Origin of the sequence: Microtetraspora glauca (assembly GCF_040656155.1) — a bacterium.
GTDB lineage: Bacteria > Actinomycetota > Actinomycetes > Streptosporangiales > Streptosporangiaceae > Microtetraspora > Microtetraspora glauca.
Genome location: NZ_JBFALK010000004.1, coordinates 237928 through 256783 on the forward strand (window position 1 = coordinate 237928; position 18856 = coordinate 256783).

An 18856-nucleotide genomic window follows, 5' to 3' on the forward strand; every position below is an offset into this window, starting at 1 on the left:
GAAGGCATGCCGCAGCCGTCCGCCCCACGCAAAACCCTTGGCCGACCTCCCCGTATCTCCCGCGAGGAGGTCGTCAAAACGGCCCGTCGGATCGTGGACGCGGAGGGCGTGGACCGGCTGACCATGCGGCGGCTGGCCACGGAGATCGGCAGCACGCCGATGGCGCTCTACCACCACGTCCGAGACAAGGAAGAACTGCTCGTCCTGCTGCTGGACGACTACGCCGCGCGGACGCTGCACCGGCCCGAACTGCCCGCCCAGCCTCGCGAGCGCGTCGTCGTCGCTGCTGCCGCGATCCACGAGGCGCTCGCCGCCTGCCCCTGGATCGTGGAGGTGTTGACCGCCGACGACCTGATGTCCACATCCGCCTTGTGGTTCGTCGAGCAGATCGTCGACGGCCTGGTCGAATGCGGGCTGACCCCCGAGCGGGCCGTACACGGATATCGCGCGATCTGGTACTACACCGCCGGGGAGATCGTCGTCCGGACGGCGGCGACCCGGCGGCGCGCGGCGGGCGACCGTGACACCTACCGGGAACGTGTCTTCGCCGACATCGACCCCGGCGAGCTTCCCCGCCTGGCCGAGGTCGCGGAGCGCTGGGCGCCGCTCACCGCCGAGAACACCTATCTGGATGGGCTCCGAGCCCTGGTGGATGGCCTCCTCGCCACCCGCTGACGTCCAGTAGATCGCCGACACGTTCGGCGTGCCGCGCTCCACGGTGTATGGCCACCTCGACAAGGCCACGACCGTCCCCCGCCGGCCCAGGAAGACCGCCGCAACCACGTCCTGAAACCTACCGGCGGGTTATTTGCTCCCTGATGTCTGAGCTAGTGCCGTGACCGGCAAGGTTTGCCCCGAGGTCACGGGCGGGCGAGCTGCTCCAGCCGCTGGTGCAGGTGATCCACATAGTCCTCGGACTCGGGCTTCATCAGGACGCTGCGCAGGATCCGGGCCCCGTCCGCGTCCTGGGTGATCTTCGGGTGCCGGGCGTCCATGGCGGCCGCGCCGACCCGAAGCGTGCTCAGGAAGACCGGGTCCTCGGCGTCCGTCATCCCCGCCTGGAGGATCCGTGCGCTGGCCTCGTCGATCCGGCTCAGCGTGGCCGGCTCGGACACCGGGAAATAGCTGACGATGTCGAGCTCGGGCCGCTGGTACAGATCCAGGTGCTCGGACTCCTCGATCAGCTCGGCCCAGCGCACCGCCGCGCGCCGCCCGGCGGCCAGGACCTGCCCCAGGCCGTCCCGCGTCGGCGGAAGAAGCTGGAAGGTGAGCCACAGGGCCGCCGCGGCGGCGCCGGCCCGGGAGCACTCCAGGCTGATCTCCCCGAGGTGCAGCTCCTCAGAGGTGAAGTAGGTATACGGGGAGTCGTGGAGATAGAAGCGGCCCACGGCCGGGTCGCGGAACAACACCGCGCCGCAGCCGTACGGCTGGAGCCCGTGCTTGTGCGGGTCCACCACCACGGAGTCGCACCGCGCGATCGCCCGCCAGGGCGCCTCGGGCAGGCCTTCCGGCCCGTCGGACCCGGCCAGCAGCGTGAAGAACCCTCCGTAGGCGGCGTCCACGTGGATCCGTACGTCATAGCGCTCGCGCAGGGCCAACGCCTCGTGGAGGGGGTCGACCGTGCCCAGGGCGGTGGTGCCCGCGGTGAGCACGACGGTGCCGACGCGTCCTGTGCGCAGCAGCTCCTCCAGCGCGTCGAGGTCCATGGCGCCGCGGCCGTCCACCGGCACAGGATGTCCCTCGATCCCGAGGACGCCGCACATCCGGCTGTGCGTGTAATGAGCCTCGGCGCTGTAGGCGACACCCCGGCCCGGGTGGAGTTCCCTGGCGACGAAGAGGGCCTCCAGGTTGGCGATGGTGCCGCTCGTGGTGAGGTGCCCGAGATGGGGCTCGAAACCGAACATCGTCGCCAGCTGCGCGACCACCTCGCGCTCCATCGCGGCGGTGGCCGGGCCGCCGTCCAGCGCGTGGTTGTTGGGATTGATCAGCATGGCTGTCAGGTAACCCACGACGGCCGCCGGGTGCGGCGGCTTGAGCATCTGCCCGGCATACCGCGGATGGAAGAACGGGTAGTTGTCCCGCAGCCGCTCAGTGAGCAGGCCGAACGCCGTGCCGAAGCGCTCGTCGTCGATCCGCAGCGACGGATGCTGGGTGAACTGCCCGAACGTACGGGACCAGGTCTCGTTGGCGGTCACGGCCTCATCGAGCCAGTGTCGCAGGTCCATGAGATGAGCTCCTGAGGGTCGGGTCGGAGGGGCCGCTCGGTCCAGGCCCTCGCCGCACAGGCCGGGCAATTCATTTGACGCCAAACAAAATACGCGTGCTCGATCAGAACGCGCCAGAGCCGGAAGGCGCCGGAGCAGCCGGCGGCCCGGTCGCCGCGAACTCCGCCGTCTCGGGGATCACGTTGGCCACCGCGCCGGCGGCGGGAGCCTGACCCCGGAGAGGGTGGCCGCCGAGAACTGCGAGCGCTATGGGGGTGCGTGTAACGCTCGATCCCGGTCTGTCCAAGCAAGGGTGTATTCGGACGGACGACCAAGGAGTGACACTGGTGCGCCTGAGACAGACGGGATTGGCGGACATCGCCGATGATCCCGTGGCATTCGAAGCCTTCTATCGGCGCCATTTCGAGGCCGTGACCCGGTTCCTGGCGCGGCGGGTGGGGGACCCGCACGCCGTGGCCGACCTGACGGCCGACGTGTTCCTCGCGGTGCTCGACTCGGCGCACACCTACCGGCCCGGCAAGGGCAGCGAGATCGCCTGGCTGTACGGCGTGGCGCGCAACACGATGCTGGCCGAGCGCCGCCGCTCGGCCAGGGAGTCACGCGCGAACAGCCGGATAGCGGGGCGCCGGCTGCTCGAAAGCGACGACGTGTCCCGGCTGGAAGATCGGATCGATGCCGAGTCTCCGGCCAGGCGGGCCATGGAGGCGATGGCCGGACTTCCCGAGAACGACCGGGCTCTTCTGGAGCTGGTGGCCGTCGACGGCCTCAGCCCGGCGGAGGCCGCCGCCGCGCTCGGCATCCGGCAGGGAACCGCCCGAGTCAGGCTCCACCGCGCGCGCCGCGCGCTCCGGCAGATCCCCGGCGTCGTGCCGCCTCTCGTGATGGAAGGACACCGATGAACGACACCTTCGAAGACCGCCTGCTCGCGGCGCTCAAGGCCGAAATGGCCGCCCGGCCGGAGGCGAGGCCCGTCGCGGCGGCGCGCCGGATGACCGGTCGCAGGATCCTGACGGGAGCCGCCGTCCTCGGCGTCGCCGCCACCGCGGCCGTCGCCGTGCCGATGATGATCGGCGCGCAGACCCCCGCGTACGCGTTGACGAAGAACGCCGACGGCTCGATCAACCTCAAGATCAACGAATTCCGGGATCCGGATCAGGTCGAGAAGGACCTGGCCGACATGGGGGTGCGCGCCGACATCACGTACCTGCCCCTGGGCAAGCGGTGCGCCGACGGCCGGGCGCCCTTTGTGGACGGCGACCGCACCACCACGACCTCCGAGGAACTCCGGAGCAAGGACCCGGCCGTTCAGGAGGAACTGCGGAAGAGGATGGAGAAAACGGTGTCCTACAAGGCCATCCGGCCCAAGAATGGCATCACGATCTATCCGCGGTACATCAGGCCCGGCCAGATCGTGATGATCGAGGTCGCGGAGAATCCGGTCGAGCCGACGGTGGACAAGCCGGGGGTCGCCTGGCAGTTCAGCGGCAGGCTGACGGAGGGGCCGGTCAAGCCCTGCCAGGTCGTCGACCAGCCCGGTGCGTTCGAGATCGGCGACGCCACGCCGCCGCCCGGCAGCTGACGCGCGCCGGAGCCCTGACTCCCGTGCGAGCCCGTGGGCGCGGGTGCGGTTCGCGGCGGGCATTGGGGAACGTGGACGCCCGCGAGTGGGAGACTTTCGGGCATGGGTGCTCCACAGGTGACGTACGACGATGTCGTCGCCGCACGTGAACTTCTCGCCGGTGTGATCGTGCAGACTCCGGTCGTGCACTCCAGAGTGTTGTCCGAAATGCTCGGCGGCCCGGTCCATCTCAAGTGCGAGAACCTCCAGCGCGCCGGATCCTTCAAGGTGCGCGGGGCGTACGTCCGGATCGCGCGGCTCACCGACGAGGAGCGGGCCCGCGGTGTGGTCGCCGCCAGCGCGGGCAACCACGCCCAGGGGGTGGCGTTCGCGTCGGGGCTGCTCGGCGCGAAGTCGAGGGTCTACATGCCCGAGGGCGCTCCGCTGCCCAAGGTCGAGGCCACCCGCGCGTACGGCGCCGACGTCGTCTTCGCGGGGCACACGGTCGATGTGGCGCTGCAGGCGGCCAAGGACGACGCGGAGCGGTCGGGGGCGGTGTTCATCCACCCTTTCGATCACCCTGACGTGGTCGCCGGGCAGGGGACGATCGGGCTGGAGATCCTGGAGCAGTTCCCCGAAACCGGCACGATCGTCCTCCCCATCGGCGGCGGCGGGCTCGCGGCGGGCGTCGCCCTCGCGGTGAAGTCGCTCCGCCCCGGCATCAGGATCGTCGGCGTCCAGGCCGAACGCGCGGCGGCCTATCCGGAGTCACTCGCCGCCGGCCATCCGGTCATGGTGGAACCCACCTCCACGATGGCCGACGGCATCGCGGTCGGACGCCCGGGTGAGCTGCCGTTCGAGCTGATCCACTACCTGGTGGACAGCGTCGTCACGGTGTCGGAGGAGACGCTGTCCCGGGCGCTGCTGCTCTGCCTCGAACGCTCGAAGCTGGTCGTGGAGCCCGCGGGTGTGGCCGGGGTGGCCGCCCTGCTCGACCACCCGCACGCGTTCGAGCCGCCGGTGGTGGCGGTGCTCTCGGGCGGCAACATCGATCCGCTGCTGCTCTCCAAGGTGCTGCGGCACGGTCTCGCGGCGGCGGGGCGCTATCTCGCCTTCCGCATCCGGCTGACCGACCGGCCCGGTGCCCTGGCGGCGCTGCTCGCCAGGCTCGCGGATCTCGGCGCGAACGTGCTCGACGTGGTGCACGAGCGGGTCGCGCCGAGGCTCCATCTCGACGAGGCCGAGGTCCTGCTGCAGCTGGAGACCCGTGGGCCCGCGCACTGCGACGAGGTCCTCGGCGCCCTGCGCCGCGACGGCTACAAGCTCAGCTTCGGCTAGCCTCGCTGCTCGCTGCTCGCTGCTCGCCGCTCGGCGCTCGGCGAGGCCGAGGCCGAGGCGGACGCGGCCGAGTGCTCAGGTCAGCCGAGCGCGGGGCGGGTGGGCTGGAAGAGCCAGGCGTCGAAGAGCGGGCCCAGCTTCTTGCCGGACGTCTTCTCCGCCATGGCGATGAACTCGTCCGTCGTGACATTTCCGTACTTGTAGGTCGCCGCCCACTTCTTGATCAGGGCGAAGAACGCGTCGTCGCCGATCTCTTTGCGCAGGGCGTGCAGCGTCATGGCACCGCGCGTGTAGACGGAGTCGTTGAACAGGTCGTCGCGCTGGGCCTTGCCGGGCGGGTAGCTCCACATCGCGTTGGCCGTGTCGGCGTACGACGTCCGGAACATCTGGTCGGCGGTCGAGCCGCCCGAGTGCTCGGACCACAGCCACTCGGCGTACGACGCGAAGCCCTCGTTCAGCCACAGGTCCTGCCAGCGCTTGATGCTCAGGCTGTCGCCGAACCACTGGTGTGCCAGCTCGTGGGCGATGATGCCCGAATCGGGCGCGAAGCCGCCGTAGATGGGCTTGGTCTGGTTCTCCAGGGCGTAGCCAGCCTCGTAGTCGTCCACCACGCCGCCGGTCGAGGAGAACGGGTACGGCCCGAACACCGTCGTCCAGTAATCGGTGATCTGGGCGGTCTTGGTGTAGAGGAGGTCGAGCGTGTTGCGGTACTTCGGGTCCGTCGCGGCGTAGACGGGGATGCCGCCCGGCGAGGTTCCGGTGCGGACGTCGAACTTCCCGGTCGTCATGGTCGCGAGATAGCTCGCCATGGGGTGCTTCTCACGCCACACGAACGTCGTCTTGCCGCCGCTGGTCGTCGGCTCGCCGACCTGCTCGCCGTTGGCGATCGCCGTCAGGCCCGTAGGGACGGTGATCTCGAAGTCGTATGTGGCCTTGTCGGCGGGGTGGTCGTTGGACGGGAACCATGTCTTGGCCCCGTCGGGCTCCGCGGTGACGAAGGCCCCGTCGGGCGTCGGGATGAACCCGTAACTGCCCAGGTTGGAGGAGTTGCGCACCGGATCCGGCACGCCGGAGTAGTCGACGGTGACGGTGAAGGGCGCGTCCTTCGCGATCATCTTGGGCGCCGTGACGACCAGTTCATCGCCATCCCGGGTGAACGTCGCGTCGGAGTTCCCCACGGTCACCCGGCTCACCGTGAACCCGTGCAGGTCCAGATCGAACCGTGACAGGTCCTGTACGGCTTTCGCCTGGATGGAGGTGCTGCCGGCGAGCATCCTGGACGCGGGATCGTAGGACAGCTTCAGCGTGTAGTGCCCGACGTCGTATCCGCCGTTGCCGTCCAAGGGGAACGTCGGGTCGCCGATCCCGGGGGCACCGACCGCATCGGAACGGTCCACGCCGGAGCCGGGCGATGCGGCGGCGTGCCCCGGTGCGGACGTGCTCCTCCCGCCAGGGCCGGTGACCGCGCCCTCGGAGGGCGCGCAGCCGATCAGGGAGATCAGGACGAGCGCGGCGAACGTGGTGGTCAGTCGGCGTGCGGCCATCATCAAGCCAGACTATGCGAGGTGGTCGGCGCCCTTCTCCACGTGTCCCCACGCATCCAGCTCACGCGTCGACGACGAGCGTCCCCGCGGCCTTGTCGTGCAGCGCCTGCTTCCTCCCGTCGAAGACGATCCATCCGAGGTCCAGGATCCAGAGGCAGCACAGCCAGGCCAGCACGATTTCCGTGAGCTGCCGGACGGCGGCCTGTCCCACCCCGATGCGCTGCCCGTTCTCGCGGACCACCCGCATCCCGAAAATCTTCTTTCCGGGGGTCTGGCCGTTCCAGAACGCATGGAACAGCCAGTAATAGAGGAAGCCGACGATGCTCGCGAGATAGGTGTGCGTGACGTCCACGAGGGTCACCGTCCCGGTCGTCGGCTCCTTGACGATCCGCCACGACGTCCAGACGAGCGGCGACGAGATGATGGCCACGATGACGATGTCGAAGATGCCGGCGAACAGGCGGCGCCAGCGGCCGGCGAGCGAGGGAGCCGCCGGCCCGAGAGGCGGCGGCTCCCACGGCGTCCGCGGGTCTGGTCGCGGTTCGCCTTCAGGCGGAAACGGTGGCTCCATGACCTTGTGGTCACCGGGCACCGGCCACCCGAAAGCCGCCGCCGCGCAAAATCGCTAAAGGTTTCCGCGCAGTTCCTGCTCGCGCTCGATCGCCTCGAACAGGGCCTTGAAGTTCCCCTTGCCGAAGCCGAGGGATCCGTGCCGCTCGATCAGCTCGAAGAACACCGTGGGCCGGTCCTGTACCGGCTTGGTGAAGATCTGCAGCAGGTAGCCGTCCTCGTCCCGGTCGACCAGGATCCGCCGCTTCTTCAGCTCCTCGACCGGCACCCGGACCTTGCCGATCCGCTCGCGCAGCTCGGGGTCGTCGTAGTACGAGTCGGGCGTCTCCAGGAACTGCAGCCCGGCCTCCCGCATGCGGTCGACGGCCGAGAGGATGTCGTTCGTCGCGAGCGCGATGTGCTGGACGCCCGGCCCGCCGTAGAACTCGAGGAACTCGTCGATCTGCGACTTGCGCTTCCCGGGCGCCGGCTCGTTCAGCGGGAACTTGACCTTGCGGCTGCCGTTGGCGACCACCTTCGACATCAGCGCGGAGTACTCGGTCGCGATGTCGTCGCCGATGAACTCGGCCATGCGGGTGAATCCCATGACCCGCTCGTAGAACTCGACCCACTCCTCCATGCGCTCGACGTTGCCGACGCAGTGGTCGATCGCCTGGAACATCCGGTCCCCGGGCTCGACGATCGGCTCGGCGGCGACGTATCCGGGCAGGTAGGGCCCCGAATAGTTGGACCTGTCCACGAGCGTGTGCCGGGTCTCCCCGTAGGTCGCGATCACCGCGAGCATCACCTTGCCGTGCTCGTCCTCGATCCCGTACGGCTCGGTGATGCCGGTGGCGCCACGCTCCAGCGCGGTCCGGTAGGCGCTCTCCACGTCCGGTACGTCGAGCGCCAGGTCGATCACGCCGTCACCGTGTTCGGCGACGTGCCGGGCCACCGGAGTGCCGGGCCGTACGGCGCCGCGGAGTTCGAACCGGGCACCTCCGGACGTCAGCACGTAGGCGACCTCGTCGCGGCTGCCGTTCTCCGGGCCCCGGTACGCGACCAGGCGCATCCCGAAGGCGGTCGAGTAGTAGTGGGCCGCCTGCTTGGCGTTGCCCACCGCGAAGACGACCGCGTCCATGCCATGCACAGGGAACATATCGCTCATGCCGTCACTGTCGGACTATCTGGCCAAGGTGTGCAACACATGGAAAAATCAGTAGACAATCTGCCCAGTTATCGACCCCGAACCTGGGAGAACGTTGTGACCATTGATCAGCTGGATGTACGGCTCATCTCGATGCTGGCCGCCGAGCCCCGCATCGGCGTGCTGGAGTGCTCGCGGCGTCTCAACGTGGCGCGCGGCACCGTCCAGGCCAGGCTCGACCGCATGGTGGAGCGCGGGGTGATCACGGGGTATGGCCCCGACATCGATCCGACCGCGATCGGATACGGCGTGACGGCCTTCGTGACCCTGCAGATCAGGCAGGTCAGCGGGCACAGCCCGGTCGTCGATCGGCTCGCGCTCGTGCCCGAGGTGCTGGAGGTCCACACCATCACCGGCGGCGGTGACATGCTGTGCCGGGTGGTCGCCCGTAGCAACGCCGACCTCCAGCGTGTCATCGATCTCATCGTCGACGTCGACGGCGTCGTGCGCACCTCGTCGGTGATCGCCCTGGACACGCCCGTGCCGTACCGGACCCTGCCGCTCGTCGCGGCGGCGAACCGGAACTGATACCGGGACCGCCCAGGGGCCGCACCGGGACCGGATCGGGACCGGATCGGGACCGGATCGGGACGGGATCGGGAACCGCGACCGAAACGGGATCCGGTACCGCGGCCGGGGGCGTGAACAAGGCGCTGAAACCGGAACAGGGGCCGGAACTCAGAAAGAAGCAGCCCACAGTACGCCAAGCATCGTTATCCCTCGTTTACCTTTGAATGGTTCGCCCAGGCGTCGCGAGGGCAGCGAGAGCGTGAGCAACCGGGGGTAGCGCGTGGAGACCGACGAGATTCCGGAGCAGCCGTCCGGGCCGGAGCAGCCCTTCGGCGCGGAGTCGCCGTCCGAGCCGAAGCGAAAACGGCCGAGGAGGAGGCGGCTCCTCAGGATCGCGTTGATCGTGTTCGGGGTCTGCGTGGGCGCGGTGGTCGGCCTGTTCGGCGTCATCTGGGTGATGACGCCGATCCCCGACACGACGCAGGACCTCGCGACCGCGCAGGGGTCGGTCATCTACTACAGGAACGGCAAGAGCGTCCTGGCCACTCAGGGCACCAACCGCAAGAACGTGCCGCTCAGTGAGGTGCCCGAGCCGGTCAGGCAGGCCGTCATCGCCGCCGAGAACCGGACGTTCTACAACGACCAGGGCGTTTCCCTGTCGGGCACCGCGCGGGCGGTGTGGTCGACGGTCACCGGGCAGCAGCTCCAGGGCGGCTCCACGATCACCCAGCAGCTGGTCCGCAACTACTACAGCGGGCTCAGCCAGGAGCGTTCCGTCGAGCGCAAGCTCAAGGAGATCATGATCGCCCTCAAGGTGGATCGCTCCAAATCCAAGGACTGGGTCCTGGAGCAGTACCTCAACACCATCTACTTCGGTCGCGGCGCGTACGGCATCCAGGCCGCGTCCCAGGCGTACTTCGGCAAGAACACGCGGGACCTCACCCCGGCCGAGGGCGCCTACCTCGCCGCGGTGATCCAGCAGCCGTCCCGCTTCGCCAACCCCAAGGGCACCGATCTCGACGCGGCCAAGAGCCGCTGGCAGGCCGTCGTCGACGGCATGGTCCAGACCCGGGCGATGACGGGTGAGCAGGCCGCGGCCCTCACCTTCCCCACGCTGGCCAAGCAGAAGGCCCCGCTCACGCTCGACGGCCAGAACGGTTTCATGGTCGCCCAGGTCACGGCCGAGCTGAACCGGCTGGGCTACACCGACGAGGACATCAGCCAGGGCGGCCTGAAGATCACCACGACGTTCGACAAGAAGCTGATGAAGCTCGCCGAGCGGTCGGTGAAGTCGGTCCTGCCCGACAACATGCCGCAGAAGGTGCGCACCGGCCTCGCCGCCGTCGATCCCGCCACGGGCGAGGTCCTCGCGTTCTACGGCGGCAGGTACGAGTCCAACCAGTACGACAACGCCTTCTCCGCCAAGGTCCAGGCGGGATCGACCTTCAAGCCGTACACGCTGGCCGCCGCGCTGGAGAACGGCTACGGCCTGACCAGCCGGGTCAACGGCAACTCGCCGATGCGGATCGCCTCGGCCACCATCCCGAACTCCGGCGGCCAGTCGTACGGCTCGTCCATCGACCTCGTCCAGGCCACCCGCAACTCGGTGAACACCGCGTTCGTGGACCTGGGGCAGCAGGTCGGCCTCGGCAAGGTCGCCGAGGCGGCAGAGGCGGCGGGCATCCCCGCGGATCAGCTCACCCAACACCGGGCCGCCGCCACGTTCCCCCTCGGCGTCGCCTCGGTGAGCGCCGTCCAGCAGGCGTCCGGGTTCGGAACGTTCGCGGCTCAGGGCATCCATCACGACGTCCACGTGATCCGCTCGATCACCGACGCGGACGGCAACACGCGGAAGATCACCGCGCCGGGCAGGCGGGCGTTCAGCGAGGACACCGCCGCCGACACGACGTACGCGCTGGAGCAGGTGGTGCGGGGCGGCACCGGCACCGCGGCGCAGCTGTCCGACCGGCCGGTCGCCGGAAAGACGGGGACCACCGACAAGTCGGCCGCCGTCTGGTTCACCGGTTACGTGCCGCAGCTCTCCGTCGCGGTCAACATGTTCCGCGACGACAACAAGGCGGTGGAGGTGCCCGGATACGGCGCCTTGTACGGCGGAACGCTGCCCGCGCAGATCTGGAAGCAGTTCATGTCGGAGGCGATGGACGGCAAGCCCGTCAAGGACTTCCCCGATCCGTCGTCCTACTACTACGGCGGATACGACTCCTACGACCCGTACGGGTCGTATGGCGGCTACGACCGCTACGGCGACCGCTACGGTGACCGGTTCAACCGGGACAACGGGGGCGACGGCGGGAACGCGTCGCCCAGCCCGCAACCGTCCGCCACCGATCCGGGGACCCCGGACCCCGGAAGGCCCGACGGCGGTGAGACCACCGGACCCGGCCGGCCCGACGGGGACGGCGGGACCGGCGGCACGGGAGGCTCCACGGAGCCGCCGGGGAACACCGACCACACCGAGGCGCCGCCCGACCAGCCGACGCAGTGACCTGACTCCTCAGCGAGCCAGCTCGGCCTTCAGCTCCGCCGGGGTCGTGACCGGCGCCCGGCAGGTGAAGCGGCGGCACACGTAGGCCGCGGGGGCGCCGTCCACCATCGGCCGTCCTTCGAGCAGCGGGACCTCCCGCTCCTGCCCGTCCCGGGCGCCGCCGAGAGCGATCACCAGACCGGGAACCGTGGACATGAGGGCGGCCCGGTGCAGCGCCGCCGTACGCGGATCGTCGGCCGGGCCGACGATCGCCACCTCGGCCGGGCCGTGCAGGGCGGCCTCGGCCACCGCGAGCCCCCAGCCCGCGAACCTGGCGTACTTGCCGGCCAGCACGGTGACGGTGCCCAGCGCCGCCTCCGCGGCCTCCCTGTGCCGAGCCGATCCGGTGAGCGCGGCGTAGGAGAGCAGGGCCCCGGCGGCCGCGAACTGCCCGGACGGCACGGCGTTGTCCGTCGGATCCTGCGGGCGTTGGAAGAGGCGCTCGCCGTCATCCGCTGTGTCGAAGAACCCGCCCGACCCGTCGGTGAACCTGGTCAGCAGCGTTTCCAGCAGCTCACCGGCGAGGCCGAACCACCGGGTATCGCCGGTCACCCCGTAGAGGGCGAGGAAACCCTCGGCGACGTCCGCGTAGTCCTCGAGCACGCCCGCGTTCTGGCCCGCCCGGCCGTCCCGTGACGTGCGCAGCAGCCGCCCGCCGTCCACATGCAGCCGGGCGAGCAGCTCGGCCGCCGCCGTAGCCGCCTCGACCAGGTCGGGCCGCTCGAACAGCGCCCCCGTCTCGGCCAGCGCGGCGATCGCCAGCCCGTTCCACGCCGCCACCACCTTGTCGTCCCGCCCGGGGCGTGGCCGCTCCTCGCGCGCCGCCAGCAGTGCCGTACGGACGCGGTCGAGACGGGCCCGGTCGTCGGGGTCGGCGAGGAGTTGGAGCACGGAGGTCCCGTGCTCGAAGGTGCCGGTGACCTCGAAGACGGAGGCCGCCCACGCGCCGTCGTCGTCTCCGAGCACTTCGCGGAGCCGGTCGGGCGTCCAGACGTAGAACAGGCCCTCGCCGTGCCGGCCGTCCGGACCCGTGCTGTCGGCGTCCAGGGCTGAGGCGAAGCCGCCCTCGGGCGTGCGCATCTCGCGGAGCAACCACTCCGCCGTCTCCAGTGCCACCCGCCGGGCGAGCGTCGAACCGGTCGACCGCCACCAGTGGGAGTACACGCGCATCAGGAGCGCGTTGTCGTACAGCATCTTCTCGAAGTGGGGGACGACCCATCCGGCGTCCACGGAATATCGCGCGAAGCCCCCGCCGAGCTGGTCGTACATCCCGCCCCTGGCCATCGCGTCCATGGTCTTCTCGGCCATGGCGAGCGCGTCGGGCGTCCCGTGGCGGAGCAGGAACTCCAGCACCATGGACGGCGGGAACTTGGGCGCGCCGCCGAACCCGCCCGCGCGCGGGTCGAAACCCCCGGCCAGATCGCGTACGGCCTGCTCCAGGGTCGCGGCCGTGGGCAGCGGACCGGACGGCAGCCGGCTCTGCTCGTTGAGGGCGTCGACGACTTTCGACCCCTGGAGTACGACGGTGTCGCGGTCGTTCTGCCAGGCCTGCGAGACGCCGTGCAGCAGCCGCTGGAACTGCGCGCGGGGGAAGTACGTCCCGGCGTAGAACGGGTGGCCGTCCGGAGTGGCGAAGACCGTCATGGGCCAGCCGCCCTGCCCCGTCATCGCCTGGGTGGCGCTCATGTAGACCGCGTCGACGTCGGGCCGTTCCTCCCGGTCGACCTTGACGCTGACGAACCGCTCGTTCATCAGCTCGGCGGTCCCCGAGTCCTCGAACGACTCGTGTGCCATCACATGGCACCAGTGACAGGCGGAGTACCCCACGCTGATCAGCAAAGGGATGTCTCGCCTGCGCGCCTCGGCGAAGGCGTCGGCACCCCACTCGAACCAGTCGACGGGGTTGTCCGCATGCTGCGCCAGATAGGGACTCGTGGCGTTTTTGAGCCGATTCATGAAGAACCCCTCGCGTTCGGGCGCTGACGCCCCGGGCGACTTCCGCGTCATCTCACACTATGGTCCCCATCTCCGGCCGAGGGCGTACCAGTGACCGGTCCCGGCCTCCCCGGCGAGAACAGGATCAGTGAACGTGACGACGTCGGTGACGAGGTCGCGGAAGATCGGCGGATAGGCGGCGCCGTCCGTGCCCTGCTTCCTTCGCCAGGCGGAATAGGGGATCTGCCTGGTATCTGGAAGATCGAGGATCACGTCAGAGAGCTTTTTCATCGTCACGCCACGATGGGAAGCGGTGTTCTCCAACGCGGTGCGCACGGACGCGCCGTCGAGATCGTGGCAGCCTGTGAGACGCCAAATATCGGCATAGTCCCGGTCGCGCGTGTTCTGGCTGGAACGTTCCAAGGCCGTGATGGTCTTCTCCGCAAGCACGTTCTCCATCGGGTAGCCCAGCAGCGGGAAGCCTCCACCGGTCACCAGCGTTGGGTAAGTGATCATCTCCGGACCCGGGGTGATCGGATCTCCGAAGCTCACGTCGAGTTGAAGACGGGTGCGCGACTTGCCCAGCAGGGCGGGAACGCACACGCGCACACCGCCGTAGAAGTCGTCTTCCCGGATCGCGGAGGCGCGGATCGCCGTGACGTCGAAACGGAGCCCGTCCTCGGCCCGCATGGATGCGATGCTGATCACGCGGGAGAGCACGGTCTGCTCATCGTTCGCGAACCCGCGCCCCATGAGGTCGATGTCGCGAGTGACTCGGCGGGCACCGAAGGCCGCGAGAAGAAGGCCACCCTTGAGAATGAACTGCCCGGCCATGTCCGAAGAGCTCAGCCGGCGGAGAAAGCCTTCCAGGGCGTACAGGGTGATCAGATCGTCCGTGTTGCGGCGCTCGCGCCTGGCGAGGTTGCGCAAGGTGTTGTAGGCGAGGCCTTCCGGCGTGTCGCGTGGGGGGTTGGGGGACATCAGTCGAGCACCACCTGGATCGCGTTCCGAAGGGGACCCACGCCGCCGAGGAGTTCCGCGTATCTCATCAGATCGCTGGGGGTGGTCCCACGGCGTCGCAGGTAGGACCGCAGCGCCCGCAGGGCGACCTGATCGCCGACGAGGTGACGCAATCGCATGCAGTCGACCACGGTCCGTGACGGACCATAGATTCTCACATGTTCGCCCGGTGCGGCTTCCCAATATTCGATCCCTTCCTCGAAGGTCGCCGCGGCGAAGCGATGGGCGCGAACCAGGGGATAGCTGATCCGAGGAAGTGGTCCGCCCCGGGGTACCGCCAGGTTCACTTCCCCTGGGATCTCGTCGGTCAGGTCGTGGACGGCCAGCGCCGTCTCCAGGCACAGAACTCCGATCGGGACGCGTGTGCACGCGGCGATCAGATCGACGTACATGGTGACCGGGGCGTCGCTCTTCCGGTATACGCCCCTGCTCAACTCGGTGATCTGTCCGGTGTCGCGGAGTTGACCAAGCGCGTTGGAGCCGATGCCGGCGTCCCTGGCCTGACCGGCCGTGAAGGTGGGGCCGAGGTGGCCCAGGCGCTGTGCGAATACTGACTTCGCGAGCTTGATCACATTTCAAAGTAACACCACGTTGCGGTAGGTGGCGTGACTTTCAACGATGGATCTCCCGGGGTGGGGGATGTGTTCCGGCGGCGGCACGGCGTAGGCTCCGGGGGCGTGAGCTTGGATTTGGACTACGCCGTCAGGCACGCGGGCCGGCCGGCGGCTGAGTTGACGCGGCGTGACGTGGCCCGGGTGCTGTTGGCGGTGCCGTCGGGGCAGGCCCTCGTCTCTCTTCCCGATCTGAGGCGCGAGCTCCTGGCGGCGGGCAATCCGCTGTCCGTCCCGTTCTGGGACTCGGCCAAGGCGACCCTTTCCAGCATCGAGTCCGGTGTGGCGACGGTCGGCGACGTGCAGCGCTGGCTGGAGTCCACGGGGAGCGAGCCGATCCTGCTCACCCGCAGCTACTTCGTCTGGCCGGAGGAGGGCGAACGCGGGCCGGTCGCCACCGAGATGCACGCCAGGATGGTCGCGTTCCTTGAGGAGCGTGTCGCGTCCGGCCAGATCGACGTGGACGCGCTGGCCGCGGGCGACTCCGACGCCCGGCACGCGTACGAGGAGTTGCAGGAGCGCTGGCTGGGCGCGCCGCTGCCCGACGGCCGAGTGCCGGGCACGGCGGTCAGCGACGAGCAGGACGAGGAGCTCTACGCCGCCTGGGACGAGGAGGAGGCGTTCGCGCTGGGCGAGCTCCGCCGGATCCTGGCCGAGTTGCCCGAGCCGCCGCTGCCCGCCGGAGATCTGCGCTCGGCCGCACTCCGGCTCCGCGTGACGCTGACGGAGAACGGCTATCCGGGGAACGTGCTGCGGGCCTGCGCCGGACTCGACGAGGACGCGCTACCGGAGCGCGACGAGGACCTCTGGCTGGCCGTCGCGGCCGGCATCGCGTCGCCGATCTCGGATCTGCCCGACGAGGAGGACGCGGCCCGGTTCTTCGACATGGAGGGGGAGCTGAGCCACGAGGACTCCATCCTCGCCTCGCTCTGCGCCATCAACCACGCCGACTGGCTCGCGGCGGTGACCACGCTGGCGAGGTACGGCCCCGGCGCGCTGGCCTCGCCGGAGCGGATCGCCCGGTTCATCGCCGACTCCGAGGACGTCGATCTGGACGCAGAGGACACCCTGGCCGAGCCTGAGGACCTTGAGGCGACGGAGATGCTGTTCACCGCGGTCACCCCGCTGTGGGCACATCTCGGCATCGTGGACAAGGCCGAGGTGTTCACCGCGCTCGGCTGGTGGGGCCTGCCCAAGGCGCTGGAGCGTGCCTGGTCGGCGGGCTGATCACTCCGCGAGCAGGTCGCGGTACTCCGGATGACGCTCGATGTACCGGGCGACGAACGGGCACTTCGGCACCACGGTCCGCCCGGTCTCCCGTACCTGGTCGAGGGCGCCGCCCACGAGGCGGCTGCCGAGGCCCTTGCCCTCGAACTCCTCGCGGATCTCGGTGTGGGTGAAGACGATCGTGTCGTCGCGGAGACGGTACTCGGCGAACCCGGCGACCTCACCGTCGAGCAGGAGCTCGTACCGTGAGGCCGCCGCGTCGTGGACTATCTCGGGCACTCTTCAACCCTCGCGCACGGGGATGGCGGGGTGCTCGCGCTCGTGTGGCAACTCGATCTTCGACATCTGCCTGTTCATCGACTTGATCAGGAAGAACAACGCGAAGCCGATGGCGGCGACGATGATGAAACCGAGAAGCCCCGGACCGATGCTCGGGTCGGTTGCGGTGGTGGAGTTCACGCTTCCAGCTTACGAGCAGGCAGGGGTGACCTCCGCGTGGATCCCCGTGAAGAGGTCGTCCTCGGGAAGCGAGGTGTCCACCAGGGACCTGGCGAGGTGGTAGTCCTCTGTCGGCCAGACCTCCTGCTGGATCTCACGCGGGCAGACGAACCAGAACCCGTCGGGGTCGACCTGGGTGGCGTGCGCGATCAGGGCCAGGTCGCGGATCTCGAAGTAGTCGGCGCACGGGACCCTGGTCGTGACGTCCCACTTCTCCGGGCGGTCCTCCCAGCGCGCGATCCAGTCGGCGTACGGCGAGCCCATGCCGCGCTCGTTCATCGCCTCGTGCAGCGCCTCGAACCGCTCCTTGCTGAACCCCATGTGGTAGTAGAGCTTCAACGGCTGCCACGGCTCGCCGGTTCCGGGGTACTTGTCGGGGTCGCCGGCCGCCTCGAACGCCTCGATCGAGATCCGGTTGGTCATGATGTGATCGGGGTGCGGGTAGCCGCCGTTGTCGTCGTACGTGAGGATCACGTGCGGGCGGAACTCGCGGACCAGTGCGACCAGCGGCGCCGCGGCCACCTCGATCGGCTGTACGGCGAAGCATCCGTCGGGAAGCGGCTCGGTCTCGTCGTCGGGGAGCCCCGAGTCGACGAAGCCGAGGAAACGCTGCTCCACGCCGAGGATCTCCCGCGCCCGCTCCATCTCCAGGCGGCGTACCTCGCCGATGTTCTCCAGGACGTCCGGCCGGTCCATCTTGGGGTTCAGAACGGAGCCGCGTTCGCCGCCGGTACATGTGGCGACGAGGACGTCCACACCTTCTCTGACGTAGCGGGCCATCGTCGCCGCGCCCTTGCTCGACTCGTCGTCAGGGTGCGCGTGAACGGCCATCAGCCTCAGCGGTGCACTCACGGCTCTCCTCAATGTGTCCAGTCAGCTCCTCGAAGAGGTTAGCTTCTGGAGGGGGCGAGACCCCCGGGTTGGACAATTGTTTCGGACAACACCGTAAGACCCCAGGGAGATTCCGCCATGGCCGCCGAATCCAGCAGCAGGCCCGGTACGAGGGCCGGCGACGCCGGTGACAGGACCGGCGCGCTCGACGCTCCCATTCTCGGCACGCCCGACGACTATCCCGCGCGGCCTCAGGGGCGCCGGAGCGTCCTGGCGTACGTCGTCATCGGTCTGCTCGTCGCCGTGATCGCGGGCGGCTGGGGATACGTGATGATGGCCGCGCGGGGCAACCCCGAGGTGCGGGCCGACGTGGTCAGCTACAACGCCGACGCGGCCGACTCCGCCGAGGTGACTTTCCTGGTGCACAAGCCCGCCGACAGTGTGGCGAGCTGCCGGGTGCGTGCCGTCGACGTCCTTCACACCGAGGTCGGCAGCAAGGAGGTCACCATCCCGTCCGGCAGGTCGGACCTCACCGTGACGGAGCGTCTGAAGACGAGTTCCCAGGCCACGAGCGTGCTCGTTCAGTACTGCAATCTCGTATAGTGGAATCTTTGGGGAAGCGTTCGAAGGCGTTAACTTGTAAGCCTTTCGAGTCACTTAGAGGAACAAGGAGAGCCCGTGGCCGTCTCCCAGAACGACAACGTCACCTGGCTGACGCAAGAGGCGTACGACCGCCTCAAGGAGGAGTACGAGTACCTTTCCGGCCCGGGTCGCACGGATATCGCGAAGAAGATCGAAGCCGCCCGTGAAGAGGGCGACCTCAAGGAGAACGGCGGCTACCACGCGGCCAAGGACGAGCAGGGCAAGATGGAGGCCCGGATCTTCCATCTCCGCCAGATCCTGGACAGCGCCAAGGTGGGCGAGGCACCCCGCACCGAGGGTGTCGTCGGTCCCGGTATGACCGTGACGATCCGTTTCGTGGGTGATGACGAAGAGGTGACGTTCCTGCTCGCCTCGCGCGAGGAGAGCGGAGCGCCCATCGACGTCTACTCGCCGAACTCGCCGCTCGGCTCCGCGATCAACGGCAAGAAGATCGGCGACAAGGCGATGTACACCATGCCCAACGGCCGCCAGAACGAGGTCGAGATCCTCGAGGCCGTGCCGTACATCGGCAACTAGCCACCCGATCACACGTGCGTCGACCCGCCGGTACGTCTTCGCGCCGGCGGGTTTTGGCATGTGCGCCGATTGCGGTATT

At 69.0% G+C, this 18856-nt stretch carries 19 protein-coding genes; 9 read left to right on the plus strand and 10 right to left on the minus strand.

Features of this window, described 5'->3' with window-relative positions:
- The first annotated feature begins 6 nt into the window (after positions 1-6).
- On the plus strand, positions 7-675 hold the full coding sequence (locus AB0I59_RS10115; protein ID WP_358131832.1) for a TetR/AcrR family transcriptional regulator: 669 nt from the start codon (positions 7-9) through the stop codon (positions 673-675).
- A 185-nt stretch (positions 676-860) separates the two neighbouring features.
- On the opposite strand, the gene AB0I59_RS10120 is transcribed toward AB0I59_RS10115, so the two are convergent.
- A complete protein-coding gene (locus tag AB0I59_RS10120; protein ID WP_358131834.1) occupies positions 861-2225 on the minus strand; it encodes a pyridoxal phosphate-dependent decarboxylase family protein in 1365 nt (454 codons plus the stop codon).
- 326 nt (positions 2226-2551) lie between these two features.
- On the opposite strand from AB0I59_RS10120, the gene AB0I59_RS10125 reads away from it, so the two are divergent.
- From AB0I59_RS10125 to ilvA, 3 genes are all read left to right on the plus strand, one after another.
- Positions 2552-3124 (plus strand): RNA polymerase sigma factor, encoded by a 573-nt coding sequence (locus tag AB0I59_RS10125; protein ID WP_228636869.1) that lies wholly within the window; start codon positions 2552-2554, stop codon positions 3122-3124.
- A complete protein-coding gene (locus AB0I59_RS10130) occupies positions 3121-3804 on the plus strand; it encodes a hypothetical protein (protein WP_358131836.1) in 684 nt (227 codons plus the stop codon). Before AB0I59_RS10125 ends, AB0I59_RS10130 begins: the two co-directional genes overlap by 4 nt.
- Positions 3805-3906: 102 nt before the next feature.
- Positions 3907-5121 (plus strand): threonine ammonia-lyase, encoded by a 1215-nt coding sequence (gene ilvA / locus AB0I59_RS10135; protein WP_061258260.1) that lies wholly within the window; start codon positions 3907-3909, stop codon positions 5119-5121.
- Between the two features lie 80 nt (positions 5122-5201).
- Here the strand turns inward: ilvA and AB0I59_RS10140 are convergent, their stop codons facing one another.
- From AB0I59_RS10140 to hppD, 3 genes are read right to left on the minus strand one after another with little or no spacing between them, the layout of a single operon-like run.
- Complete coding sequence (locus AB0I59_RS10140) at positions 5202-6668, minus strand: M1 family metallopeptidase (protein ID WP_358131838.1); 1467 nt, start codon at positions 6666-6668, stop codon at positions 5202-5204.
- Positions 6669-6726: 58 nt separating this feature from the next.
- Positions 6727-7236 (minus strand): RDD family protein, encoded by a 510-nt coding sequence (locus AB0I59_RS10145; RefSeq protein ID WP_358131840.1) that lies wholly within the window; start codon positions 7234-7236, stop codon positions 6727-6729.
- 54 nt (positions 7237-7290) lie between these two features.
- Complete coding sequence (hppD, locus tag AB0I59_RS10150) at positions 7291-8382, minus strand: 4-hydroxyphenylpyruvate dioxygenase (RefSeq protein ID WP_061258263.1); 1092 nt, start codon at positions 8380-8382, stop codon at positions 7291-7293.
- Positions 8383-8478: 96 nt separating this feature from the next.
- Between hppD and AB0I59_RS10155 the strand changes: the two genes are divergently transcribed.
- Positions 8479-8949, plus strand: a complete 471-nt coding sequence (locus tag AB0I59_RS10155) for an Lrp/AsnC family transcriptional regulator (RefSeq protein WP_358131842.1) — start codon at positions 8479-8481, stop codon at positions 8947-8949.
- A 262-nt stretch (positions 8950-9211) separates the two neighbouring features.
- A complete protein-coding gene (locus AB0I59_RS10160; RefSeq protein WP_358131844.1) occupies positions 9212-11437 on the plus strand; it encodes a transglycosylase domain-containing protein in 2226 nt (741 codons plus the stop codon).
- Between the two features lie 9 nt (positions 11438-11446).
- Here the strand turns inward: AB0I59_RS10160 and AB0I59_RS10165 are convergent, their stop codons facing one another.
- The 3 genes from AB0I59_RS10165 to AB0I59_RS10175 are packed head-to-tail and all read right to left on the minus strand — an operon-like array spanning position 11447 to position 15003.
- Complete coding sequence (locus tag AB0I59_RS10165) at positions 11447-13432, minus strand: thioredoxin domain-containing protein (RefSeq protein WP_358131846.1); 1986 nt, start codon at positions 13430-13432, stop codon at positions 11447-11449.
- Between the two features lie 57 nt (positions 13433-13489).
- Positions 13490-14392, minus strand: coding sequence for a nucleotidyl transferase AbiEii/AbiGii toxin family protein (locus AB0I59_RS10170; RefSeq protein ID WP_358131848.1), 903 nt, complete (start codon positions 14390-14392; stop codon positions 13490-13492).
- Complete coding sequence (locus AB0I59_RS10175) at positions 14392-15003, minus strand: type IV toxin-antitoxin system AbiEi family antitoxin domain-containing protein (protein WP_358131850.1); 612 nt, start codon at positions 15001-15003, stop codon at positions 14392-14394. Before AB0I59_RS10175 ends, AB0I59_RS10170 begins: the two co-directional genes overlap by 1 nt.
- Before the next feature lie 105 nt (positions 15004-15108).
- Here AB0I59_RS10175 and AB0I59_RS10180 point away from each other — a divergent pair, with 105 nt between their 5' ends.
- Positions 15109-16269 carry a hypothetical protein gene (locus AB0I59_RS10180; RefSeq protein ID WP_061258373.1) on the plus strand — a complete coding sequence of 387 codons (1161 nt, stop codon included), beginning with the start codon at positions 15109-15111 and terminating at the stop codon, positions 16267-16269.
- Here the strand turns inward: AB0I59_RS10180 and AB0I59_RS10185 are convergent, their stop codons facing one another.
- From AB0I59_RS10185 to mca, 3 genes are read right to left on the minus strand one after another with little or no spacing between them, the layout of a single operon-like run.
- Positions 16270-16548 carry a GNAT family N-acetyltransferase gene (locus AB0I59_RS10185; RefSeq protein ID WP_061258266.1) on the minus strand — a complete coding sequence of 93 codons (279 nt, stop codon included), beginning with the start codon at positions 16546-16548 and terminating at the stop codon, positions 16270-16272.
- Between the two features lie 3 nt (positions 16549-16551).
- Entirely contained in the window at positions 16552-16728 is a 177-nt protein-coding gene (locus AB0I59_RS10190; protein WP_228636888.1) for a large conductance mechanosensitive channel protein MscL, read from the minus strand.
- 9 nt (positions 16729-16737) lie between these two features.
- Complete coding sequence (gene mca, locus AB0I59_RS10195; protein WP_061258267.1) at positions 16738-17619, minus strand: mycothiol conjugate amidase Mca; 882 nt, start codon at positions 17617-17619, stop codon at positions 16738-16740.
- Between the two features lie 117 nt (positions 17620-17736).
- On the opposite strand from mca, the gene AB0I59_RS10200 reads away from it, so the two are divergent.
- Entirely contained in the window at positions 17737-18201 is a 465-nt protein-coding gene (locus tag AB0I59_RS10200) for a DUF4307 domain-containing protein (protein ID WP_228636892.1), read from the plus strand.
- Positions 18202-18276: 75 nt separating this feature from the next.
- The gene (greA, locus tag AB0I59_RS10205) at positions 18277-18777 is read left to right on the plus strand and encodes a transcription elongation factor GreA (RefSeq protein WP_061258269.1); all 501 of its coding nucleotides are present in this window, start codon (positions 18277-18279) and stop codon (positions 18775-18777) included.
- The last annotated feature ends 79 nt before the right edge of the window (positions 18778-18856 follow it).

Bases quoted from the DNA above. Each gene is read 5' to 3' on its own strand.
- AB0I59_RS10115 (WP_358131832.1), top strand. From the start codon at position 7: ATGCCGCAGCCGTCCGCCCCACGCAAAACCCTTGGCCGACCTCCCCGT.
- AB0I59_RS10120 (WP_358131834.1), bottom strand. From the start codon at position 2,225: ATGGACCTGCGACACTGGCTCGATGAGGCCGTGACCGCCAACGAGACC.
- AB0I59_RS10130 (WP_358131836.1), top strand. From the start codon at position 3,121: ATGAACGACACCTTCGAAGACCGCCTGCTCGCGGCGCTCAAGGCCGAA.
- ilvA (WP_061258260.1), top strand. From the start codon at position 3,907: ATGGGTGCTCCACAGGTGACGTACGACGATGTCGTCGCCGCACGTGAA.
- AB0I59_RS10140 (WP_358131838.1), bottom strand. From the start codon at position 6,668: ATGATGGCCGCACGCCGACTGACCACCACGTTCGCCGCGCTCGTCCTG.
- AB0I59_RS10145 (WP_358131840.1), bottom strand. From the start codon at position 7,236: ATGGAGCCACCGTTTCCGCCTGAAGGCGAACCGCGACCAGACCCGCGG.
- hppD (WP_061258263.1), bottom strand. From the start codon at position 8,382: ATGAGCGATATGTTCCCTGTGCATGGCATGGACGCGGTCGTCTTCGCG.
- AB0I59_RS10165 (WP_358131846.1), bottom strand. From the start codon at position 13,432: ATGAATCGGCTCAAAAACGCCACGAGTCCCTATCTGGCGCAGCATGCG.
- AB0I59_RS10170 (WP_358131848.1), bottom strand. From the start codon at position 14,392: ATGTCCCCCAACCCCCCACGCGACACGCCGGAAGGCCTCGCCTACAAC.
- AB0I59_RS10200 (WP_228636892.1), top strand. From the start codon at position 17,737: ATGGCCGCCGAATCCAGCAGCAGGCCCGGTACGAGGGCCGGCGACGCC.